Source organism: Kitasatospora sp. NPDC059803 (genome assembly GCF_042732255.1).
GTDB lineage: Bacteria > Actinomycetota > Actinomycetes > Streptomycetales > Streptomycetaceae > Kitasatospora.
On sequence record NZ_JBHWIJ010000301.1, the window covers coordinates 1 to 10518 of the forward strand.

At 74.7% G+C, this 10518-nt stretch carries 5 protein-coding genes and 1 pseudogene; 5 read left to right on the forward strand and 1 reads right to left on the reverse strand.

The window, feature by feature from the left end:
* Positions 1-73: 73 nt before the first annotated feature.
* Positions 74-1474, reverse strand: coding sequence for a CCA tRNA nucleotidyltransferase (locus ACFV6I_RS32855; RefSeq protein WP_380345967.1), 1401 nt, complete (start codon positions 1472-1474; stop codon positions 74-76).
* 355 nt (positions 1475-1829) lie between these two features.
* On the opposite strand from ACFV6I_RS32855, the gene ACFV6I_RS32860 reads away from it, so the two are divergent.
* The 5 genes and pseudogenes from ACFV6I_RS32860 to ACFV6I_RS32880 all read left to right on the forward strand — a co-directional run.
* Complete coding sequence (locus ACFV6I_RS32860; protein ID WP_380429302.1) at positions 1830-4421, forward strand: DUF6049 family protein; 2592 nt, start codon at positions 1830-1832, stop codon at positions 4419-4421.
* A gap of 57 nt (positions 4422-4478) precedes the next feature.
* Positions 4479-6944 carry a murein biosynthesis integral membrane protein MurJ gene (gene murJ, locus ACFV6I_RS32865; RefSeq protein ID WP_380429305.1) on the forward strand — a complete coding sequence of 822 codons (2466 nt, stop codon included), beginning with the start codon at positions 4479-4481 and terminating at the stop codon, positions 6942-6944.
* A 307-nt stretch (positions 6945-7251) separates the two neighbouring features.
* A complete protein-coding gene (locus ACFV6I_RS32870) occupies positions 7252-9252 on the forward strand; it encodes a serine/threonine protein kinase (protein ID WP_380429307.1) in 2001 nt (666 codons plus the stop codon).
* Positions 9253-9294: 42 nt separating this feature from the next.
* On the forward strand, positions 9295-10023 hold the full coding sequence (sigM, locus tag ACFV6I_RS32875) for an RNA polymerase sigma factor SigM (RefSeq protein ID WP_380379737.1): 729 nt from the start codon (positions 9295-9297) through the stop codon (positions 10021-10023).
* Positions 10020-10518 (forward strand): annotated as a pseudogene (locus ACFV6I_RS32880) (hypothetical protein); the annotation flags it as partial. The gene sigM and the pseudogene ACFV6I_RS32880, both read left to right, overlap by 4 nt.

The window sequence follows — 10518 nt, forward strand, 5'->3', positions numbered from 1 at the left end:
GCGCGCGCGGCGGGCCCCGCGGGGGCGGGGGGGGGCGCCGCGCTCGCCCCCCCCCCGCCCCTCGCAGCACCTCTCAGCCCTGCTGCTCGGCCCACCAGGCCCGCAGCGCTGCCACCGCCGCGTCGTGCTCCAGCGGGCCGTGCTCCAGTCGGAGTTCGAGCATGTGCTTGTACGCCTTGCCGACCTGCGGGCCGGGCTTGAGCCCGAGCAGCTCCATGATCTGGTTGCCGTCCAGCGCCGGGCGGACGGCGTCCAGCTCCTCCTGGGCCTTCAGCTCGGTGATCCGCTGCTCCAGGCCGTCGTAGGTGCGCGACAGCGCCGCCGCCTTCTTGCGGTTGCGGGTGGTGCAGTCGGAGCGGGTGAGCTTGTGCAGGCGCTCCAGCAGCGGTCCGGCGTCGGTGACGTAGCGGCGCACCGCGGAGTCCGTCCACTCGCCGCCGCCGTAGCCGTGGAAGCGCAGGTGCAGCTCGACCAGCTGCGAGACGTCCTCGGTGAGCTCCTTGGAGTACTTGAGCTCGCGCATCCGCTTGCGGGTCATCTTGGCGCCGACCACCTCGTGGTGGTGGAAGGAGACCCGGCCGTCCGACTCGAAGCGGCGGGTGCGCGGCTTGCCGATGTCGTGCAGCAGCGCGGCCAGCCGCAGGGTGAGGTCCGGGCCGTCCTGCTCCAGGTCGACGGCCTGTTCCAGGACGGTCAGCGAGTGCTCGTAGACGTCCTTGTGCCGGTGGTGCTCGTCGCGCTCCAGCCGCAGTGCGGGCAGCTCGGGCAGCACGTGGTCGGCCAGGCCGGTGTCGACCAGCAGCCGCAGGCCCTTCACCGGGTGCTTGGCCAGCAGCAGCTTGTTCAGCTCGGCCTGGACGCGCTCGGCGGACACGATGGTGATCCGCTCGGCCATCGCGGTCATCGCGGCGACGACCTCGGGGGCCGGCTCGAAGTCGAGCTGGGCGGCGAAGCGGGCGGCGCGCATCATCCGCAGCGGGTCGTCGGAGAAGGACTCCTCGGGGGTCGCGGGGGTGCGCAGCACCCGGGCCTCCAGGTCGTCCAGGCCGTGGTGCGGGTCGACGAAGCCGCGGCCGGGCAGGTCGACGGCCATCGCGTTGACGGTGAAGTCCCGGCGGACCAGGTCCTGCTCGATGGTGTCGCCGTAGGTGACCTCGGGCTTGCGGGAGGTCCGGTCGTACGCCTCGGAGCGGTAGGTGGTGATCTCGATCAGGAAGGAGCCCTCGGGGGTGTCCTTGCGGGCGCCGACCGTGCCGAAGGCGATGCCGACGTCCCAGACCGCGTCCGCCCAGCCCTTGACCAGCCTGAGCACCTGCTGCGGGCGGGCGTCGGTGGTGAAGTCCAGGTCGTTGCCGAGCCGGCCGAGCAGGGCGTCCCGCACCGAGCCGCCGACCAGGGCCAGCCGGTGGCCGGCCGCCTCGAACCGACGGGCGATCTCGTCGGCCACCGGCGACACCCGCAGCAGCTCTTGCAGCCCCAGGGTCTGGGCCTCGCTCAGGCCTGGGACGGCCTGGACGGCGGTGCTGGAACGGTCGAGGTGCGCGGTGGACTCATTGGCAGTGGACACGGCTCACAAGAGTACGTGGCCCGACAGGTCAACCGCCCGCGCGTTTTGGGCGTCTCACCCCAAGGCCCGCGACACTGCACCGCGGGCTGCATCGTTACCATGCCGGTGGACGAGTCTCGGGCACCGGACAGGGGATGCGGTGTCGCGTGCCGCCGTGGCCGGCGGAGCTCCCGCGGCACCAGCGCGGCGAACTGCGTCGAGCGAAGAACGTCAAGCGAACAGCATCAGCAGCGAGCGATCGAGAACGGCGAGGGCGGAACGAGTGAGTGAGCCGGCACGGCACTCGGGCCTGGGGGCGGACCGACGGCCCGGAAGGACCCAACGCCCCGTCGAAGGGCACGGCACGGGGCGGCGCGCGGGGCAGGCGGCCCGCCGCCTCGCCGCCGCCTGCGGGGCCGCCCTGGCCCTGTTCTCAGCGGTCGCCCCGGCCGCGGCGCTACCCGCCGGGGGCGGCGTCCGGCCGACCACCGACAACGGCGTCTCGGCCGAGTACCCGGTGGAGATGACCATCGAGGCGGTGGCACCGCAGGTGGCCAGCCCGAACGGCATCGTGAAGATCACCGGGCACGTCACCAACACCGGCAAGGCCGCGGTCAAGAACGCCCACGCGGCCGTCCGCAAGCCGCTGTCCAGCAAGCCGCTGCAGCGGCGCAGCGACCTGTCCCTGGTGACCACCCGCAGCGGCCCGACCAACTCCGACGGCGTGGAGCTGGACAGCCCGCAGTACGCCCTGCCGGAGCTGGGTCCGGGCCAGAACCAGCCCTACACCCTGAGCGTCTCGGTGAGCGACCTCGGGCTGTCCGACAGCGGCGTCTACGAGCTCGCGGTGGACGCCTGGGGCTCGACCGCCGACAACCAGCGCGACCGGCCGCTGGGCATCGCCCGGACCTTCCTGCCGTACAACCCGGGCGGCGCCGAGGCGCAGCCCAGCAAGGTCACCACGCTCTGGCCGCTGGTGCACGCGCCGGTGCTGGCCGCGCAGACCTACTCCGACAACGACCAGCCCGTCCCCGTCCTGCGCGACGACAGCCTGACCGCCGAGTTCTCCCCGGGCGGCCGGCTGTACGAGCTGGTGGACACCGGGGCCAAGATGACCGGGCTGACCTGGGTGGTCGACCCGGACCTGCTGGACACCGCGTTCGCGATGACCAGGCCGTACCGGGTGCAGAAGCCGGGCCAGGACGTCGGCAAGCCCGCCAAGGACGACAACACCGTCCCCGGCACCGGCCAGGCCGCCGCCACGGCCTGGCTGGACAAGCTGCGGGCCGCCGTCGCCAAGCCGGGCGGCCAGGTGGTGTCACTGCCCTACGCCGACCCGGACCTCGCCTCGATCGCGCACAACGGCGCCGACCTGACCGGGATGGGCACCGCCCTGGGCAAGGCGGCCACCGCCGGCCGGCTCACCGTCGAGGGGCGGCTGTCCGTCGACACCCGCTCGGACGTGGCCTGGCCGTACCAGGGCTACCTCGACCAGCAGATCGCGGGCATCGCCCAGCAGGCCGGCGACGGCCTGGTCCTGGTCAACGGCGCGAGCATGCCGGAGCCGGACGCGATGAACTACACCCCGACCGCGGTGCGCCCGATCGGCAGCGGGCAGAACGCGGTGGTCGCCGACGAGACCGTCTCCTCGCTGTTCCAGACCGACCTCGCCACCCCGCAGGCACAGACCAAGGCGAACCAGCGCTTCCTCGCCGAGACCTACACGATCACCCACGAGCAGCCGCAGAACCAGCGCGGCCTGCTGGTGATGCCGCCGCGCGACCTGACCGCGAGCACCGCCAAGGTGCTGGCGGACGCCCTGCAGACGGCCTCCGACAACAAGTGGCTCGCCCCGGTCAAGCTGGACACCCTGGCCCAGGCCTCGCCCGACCAGAAGGCCAACACCGCCGTCCCGGCGGCCGCCGACTACCCGGCCCAGGTCCGCGCCTCGGAGCTGTCCGCGGCCGAGCTGAGCAGCACCGACGAGATCCAGCAGAACCTGGACACGCTGATGCGGGTGCTCACCCTGCCGCAGCGGGTGCGCGGCCCGTTCAGCGCCGCGATGGTCCGCTCGCTGTCCACCGCGTGGCGCACCGACGCGGCGGCCGGCAGCACCTACCGCGCGGACGTCGCCAAGTACCTGGACGAACTGACCGGGGCCGTCCGGGTGCCGAAGAAGAACGTCGTCACCTTCGCCGGCAACACCGGTCTGCTCCCGGTCAGCGTCCGCAACGACCTCACCCAGACCGTCACCAACCTCAAGCTGGTGCTCACCTCGCCGCAGCCGAACCGGCTGCGGGTGGGCAAGGAGGAGGAACTGGTCATCCCCGCCTCCCAGAGCGTCACCCTCCGGTTCAACGCCGAGGCGCACAACAACGGCCCGGTCAACATGACCGCCCAGCTCTGGACCACCGGCCCCAACCCGCAGAAGTACGGCGCACCGCAGCAGTTCAGGGTGGACGTCACCTCGGTGACCAACGGCGTGCTGTACGTCTTCGCGGCCGGCGCCGCCCTGCTGCTGCTGGCCGCGCTGCGCTTCGTGCGCCAGCGCAAGCGGCGGGCCGGGCAGCCGCACACCGACGGCGACCAGCCGGTCGACGGCCCGGCAGCGGACGGCGCACCGGCCCCGGCGGCGGACGAGGCCCGGGACGGGGCGCAGGACGCGGGCGGGGACGCGGGCGGGGACGCGGGCGGGGAGAAGCCCGACGGCGAGGCCGGGGGCGGTGCCGGCGAACCCTCCGGGAACGGCCCCGGCGGCGGCCCCGAAGACGGCTCCGGCGGCGGATCCGCCGAGGCCGGCCCCGCGCAGACACCGCGCGGCAGCAACGCGGATGGCCGGGATCGGACCGCCAGTGATGAGAAGGTTGGTCCTTGATACCGCCGACCCCCCGCAACGCCGGGCCGGCCTCCCCCACGACAGCGAAGAGGTGACATGACCGGGCGCAGCGAGGAGCGGCCGCCGGGCCGCGGTGAGAACCGGCCGGGCGCCGAGTCGCCGTCCGGCGACTGGTACGTGGCCGACACCTACGCCCAGGACCCGTACGCGGCCGACGCGTACGGGAACCCGCAGGCCGGCCAGGACCCCTACGGTCTGCGGGCCGACCGGCCCGCGGCGCCTCAGCCGCCGGCCACCGCGTACGACGTGCCGCCGCAGCTGCCGCCGCAGGGCGGCGGCTACCCGACGCCGGTGCCGCCGGCGCAGTACTCGGCGCCGACGCCGTTCGCGGCCCCGGTGCCGCCCGTGCAGCCCGGCTGGGACACCCCGGTGCAGGCCGCCTGGCAGGAGGCCCCGGCCCCGGCCGGCGGCGGCCAGTGGGGCGGCCCGGAGCAGCCCCGGCCGCAGTGGGAGCCGGGCCCGGCGCACTCGACCTGGGACAGCGAGACCACCGAGTACGTCGGGGTGGACGCGCTGTTCGGCGGCCACCAGGCGCAGGCGGCGGCCCAGCCGCCGGTGCCCCCGCCCGCCCCGGTGCACCCGATGGCACCGCCGGTCGCGCCCCCGCCCCCCGCTGCCGCCTCGCCGTACCCGCCGGTGGGCGGCTACCCGGGGCAGCAGCAGTACGCCGGCCCGGACGGGCACCGCCCCTTCGTCCCCCCGATCGAGTTCGACCCGCCGCTCTCCGAGGACGAGGCCACCATGCAGGTGGCCGCCGTGGCGGTGCCGCCGGCGGTGGAGCCGCTGGCGGACCTCGTCGCCGAGGAGCGCGCCGCACAGCCGGCGCCCGCGGCCGAGCCCGCCCCGGCGGCCGGCGGCGGCAAGGTCGCGAGCCTGCTGAACTCCAGCGCGATCATGGCGGCCGGCACGCTGGTCTCCCGCGGCACCGGCTTCGTCCGGACCATGGTGATCACCGCCGCCATCGGCGTCGCCGCCATGGGCGACTCGTACAACGCCGCCTACACCCTGCCGACCCTGCTGTACATCCTGATCGGCGGCGGCGCGCTGAACGCCGTCTTCGTGCCGCAGCTGGTGCGCAGCATGAAGAACGACGAGGACGGCGGCACCGCGTACGCCAACCGGCTGCTCACCCTGGTGATGGTCGGGCTCGGCGGCGTGGTGTTCCTCGCGGTGCTCGGGGCACCGCTGCTGGTGCAGCTGATCTCGCACTCGATGATGGAGAACGCGGACCGCGCCGAGACCACGGTCGCGCTGGCCCGGTACTGCCTGCCGACCATCTTCTTCATGGGCGTCCACGTGGTGATGGGGCAGATCCTCAACGCCCGCGGCCGGTTCGGCGCGATGATGTGGACCCCGGTCCTCAACAACATCGTGGTGATCTTCACCTTCGGCGCCTACATCTGGGTGTACGGCGGCTACAGCGGCACGCACGTGACGCCCGAGGGCATCTCGCCCGAGGGCGTCCGGCTGCTCGGCCTCGGCACCCTGCTCGGCCTGGTCGTCCAGTCGCTGGCGATGATCCCGTACCTGCGGTCGGCCGGCTTCCGCTACCGGCCGCGCTTCGACTGGCGCGGCCACGGCCTGGGCAAGGCCGCCCGGCTGGCCAAGTGGACCTTCTTCTTCGTGCTCGCCAACCAGGCCGGCTTCCTGGTCATCACCCAGCTGGCCACCGCCGCCGGCAGCGCCGCCGAGAAGGGCGGCCACGAGGGCGTCGGCCTCGCGGCGTTCTCCAACGCCCTGCTGATCTGGCAGCTCCCGCAGGCCGTGATCACCGTCTCGATCATGAGCGCGGTGCTCCCCCGGCTCTCCCGGGCGGCGGCCGACGAGGACGCCGGCGCCGTCCGCGACGACCTGTCGTACGGGCTGCGCACCACCGCGGTGGCGGTCGTCCCGGGCGCCTTCCTGTTCCTGTCGCTCGGCCCGGCGATCGCCCGCTCGATCTACGGGATCGGCGGCGGTGACCGGGCCCTGGACAACGCCTCCAACGTCGGCCTGATGCTCTCGGCCTTCGCGCTCGGGCTGATCCCGTACTCGGCCCAGTACGTGATGCTGCGCGGCTTCTACGCCTACGAGGACACCCGGACGCCGTTCTCCAACACCGTCTGGGTCGCGGTCTGCCAGGCCGGGTTCTCGGTGGTCTGCTGGTTCACGCTGCCCGCCCAGTGGGCCGTGATCGGGATGTCCTTCGGCTATGGTCTGGCCTACGCCGTCGGGGTGACGGTCGCACTGCCGAAGTTGAAGAAGAAGATCGGCGGGCTGGACAGCAAGCGGATCGGCAAGACCTACAGTCGGCTGGCCACCGCCGGCGTGCCGTCCGCGCTGGTCGGCCTCGGCGTCAGCCTGGCGGTCCAGCAGGTGCTGGGCGGCTGGCTGGGCAGCGTGCTGTCCCTCGTCGCGGGCGGCGGCCTCCAGCTGGCCGTGTTCGTGCTCATCGCGAAGCGCCTGCGGATCGAGGAGCTCAACGCCATGCTCGGCATGGTGCGCGGCCGGCTGGGCCGCTGATCCACCACACCGACCGACCGGACGAGCGGACGCCCTGACCGGGTGTCGACGGGAGCCACCAGCTCCTCCGCCCGTCCGGCCGGGTGCCGGGCCGCCGCCCGCGCCCGGCTCCGCCCGGGCCGCGAGATGGCGGCCCGGTGTCGGATCTGCACCACATCTCTCCACCAGCACGCAACCGAGCGCGCCCCTCAGCGGTCGTACTCGGTGGAGAAGAGTGGGCACAATTGTCCTGGAGCACGTGGCCGCCAACCCGCGGGCTCCAGCGACTCTCTCAAGCCGGGGCGACACAAGGGGAGGCAGGACCACGGTGGCTGATGGCACCAAGGCGGTCGTCGACACGTCAGCAGCTGACGCGGCGGCGGACGAGGCCGCACTGGCCGCGGCGATCGACGAGCTCACGGCGGGGAAGGCAGCCCCGGCGGGCGCCGTCGCCGACGCCTCCTCCCAGGACGCCTCCGAGGACCGGGGCGCCGCCCCGGACACCCCGGTGGCCGCCGACCCGGACCCGGACACCGACGCCGCCGACCCCTCCGACCTCTCCGACCTCTCCGACGTCGGCCAGGACGCCCCCCGCGGCGAGGAGACCTCGGAGATCACCGCTCCGCTCTCGGTCCACGAGATCGCCGCCGAGCTGGCCGCCGGCGGCACCGCCCGGCGCAAGCCCGCCGCCCCGGAGCCCGCAGCCGCCAAGCGCCGCCCCACCGACCCGCAGCCCACCGTCGACCCGCGCGACACCGCCACCCTGCCCCGCACCCTCCCCGCCCCGCTGCGGCACAGCGGCGACATGATCGGCCACCGGTACCGGCTGGAGGAGTGCATCTCCCAGACCGAGACCTTCAGCAGCTGGCGCGCGGTCGACGAGAAGCTGCGCCGGGCCGTCGGCGTCCACCTGATGGCCTCCGGCCACCAGCGCGCCCGCAAGGTGCTCGCCGCCGCCAAGTCCGCCGCCCTGCTCGGCGACCCGCGCTTCGTCCAGGTCCTGGACGCCGTCCAGGAGGGCGAGCTGGTCTACGTCGTGCGGGAGTGGCTGCCGCACGCCTCCGACCTCGCCAAGCTGCTCGCCGACGGCCCGATGGAGCCGCACGAGGCGTACCAGATGGTCCGCCAGGTGACCGACGCGGTCGCCGCCGCCCACCGGCGCGGCCAGGCCCACCTGCGGCTCACCCCGCGCTGCGTGCTGCGCACCGACAGCGGCCAGTACCGGATCAACGGCATCGCGGTGGACGCCGCCCTGCGCGGGCTGCCCGACGAGGACGGCACCGACGGCTCCGAGCGCACCGACACCCGCGCGATCGGCGCCCTGCTGTTCGCCGCGCTCACCCACCGCTGGCCCTACCCGGAGGACCGCTACGACCTCCAGGGCCTGCCCAAGGGCCTCCAGAACGCCGCGCCGGACCAGGTCCGCGCGGGCGTCCACAAGGGCCTGTCCGAGCTGGCCGCGCGGGCCCTGTTCGACCACCCGCCGCACCACGCCGAGCCGATCACCACCCCGGAGGAGCTGACCCGGGCGATCGCGCAGATGCCCCGGATCCGCCAGCCCGAACCGGAGCTGCCCGCCTTCCCGGCCCCGCCCCGGCACAACACCCACGCGCTGCCGACCGCGCCCAACCCGACCCGGGTGGCCGACCCGGCGGTCGCCCCGCTGCCCGCCTCGTCCCGGCCGACCGCGAGCCGGCGCACCCGGCGACGGCTGCGCCGGGTGATCAAGGCGACGGCCTGGACGGTCGCCCTGGGCGCCATCGGCGTCGCCTCCTGGCAGTTCGTGGACACCCTGCGCAACACCAGCCCGACCACCCCCCCGCAGACCTCGGCCACCAGCGACGCACCGACCCCGCAGGCCAGCACCCACAACCCGACGCCGATCGCGCCCAAGGCCGCCCTCTCGTACAACCCGAAGGGCGATTCGGCGGAATCCGCCTGGGCCCTCCCCAAGGCCATCGACGGCGACCCCAGCACGAGCTGGCCGACCTACGGCTACGACGACCAGTTCGTCCCGGGCGGCTACAAGGAGGGCACCGGCCTGCTGATCGATCTCGGCTCGTCGCACGCCGTCAGCTCGGTGAACGTCCAGTTCGTCGGCACCACCACGGCCGAGCTGCGGATCCCGAACGCCCAGGCGGCGGACAACCCGCAGAAGGCGCCGCTGACCTCCTTCACGGTCGCGGGGAAGAAGAGCGGCAGCAACGTCGACTTCACCCTCAGCGCCCCAACGAACACCCGCTACCTCTTGATCTGGCTGACCAGCCTGCCGAAGGATACGGATGGCAAGTTCCGCGGGCAGGTCGCCGAGGTCAAGGTCTCCGGCTGACCGCAGGTCCGGCCTGCGGAACGACGGCGAGGGGGGCGAGGGGTGACGGTGGCGGAGGACGACGCGGCGCTGCTCGCCCGGCACGTCGCCGGCGACCCGGACGCCTTCGGCCTCCTGGTGAACCGCCACCGCGACCGGCTCTGGGCGGTCGCCCTGCGCACCCTGGGCGACCGCGAGGAGGCCGCCGACGCCCTCCAGGACGCCTTGGTCTCCGCCTTCCGCGCCGCCCCCGGCTTCCAGGGCCGCTCGGCGGTCACCACCTGGCTGCACCGGATCGTGGTCAACGCCTGTCTGGACCGCGCCCGGCGCAGCGCCACCCGCCGCACCACCCCGCTCGACGAGGACCCGCGGCGCCTGGACACCCTGGTCGGCGCCGCGGAACCGGCCGACTCCCCGGTGGTCCGGGCCGAGGTGCAGCGCGAGCTGGCCGCGGCGCTCGCCGAACTGCCCGCCGAGCAGCGGGCCGCACTCGTCCTGGTCGACATGCAGGGCTACCCCGTCGCCGAGGCCGCCGAGCTGCTGGGCGTCCCGGTGGGCACGGTGAAGAGCCGCTGCGCCCGGGGCCGGGCCCGGCTGCTCCCGCTGGTCCGCCATCTGCGCGAGAGCGGCGGTGGCGGACCGGATGTTTCACGTGAAACACCGAACGCCCCCGGCGCGGCCGCGCCACCTCGGCGGAACGCGCCGGGGAACCCGACGGGCACCCGCACCGTCACAGGGACAGGCCCGAACACCGGTCGGACGGTTCTGGAAGGAGACGCGAGCACGCGATGACGGCCCACCTCTCCTCCTCCGGCCCCACCGGCCCCGCCGAGGCCCACCCCTCCGTCGACGAGCTCGCCGACCTCGCCGAGGGGCTGGTCGAGTCCGCCGACGCCGCCCGGACGCTGCGCCGACACCTGGACGACTGCGCCGAGTGCCGCGAGACCGCCGACGCGCTCGGCGAGGTCCAGGCACTGCTCGGCGCCGTCGAGGCCCCGCCGATGCCCGCCGACGTCGCCGCCCGGCTGGACGCCGCCCTCGCCGCGGCCGCCGCCTCCGCAGCGACGGAGGAGGAGGCCGAGAACGCCCCCCTCGCGGCCTCCCGGGCCGCCACCCCCACCCTGGCCCCCCGGGCCGCCGCGGCGCCCGCCGCACCCCCTTCCCGGCCCGCCGCGCCCACCGGCCCGGGCCGCCCCCCCCCCCGGGGGCGGGGGGGGGGCCGGCGGCGCGGGGCGGGCGCCCCCCCCGGCCCCGCCCCCCCCCGCCCGCGCCCCCAGCGAGCGCAGC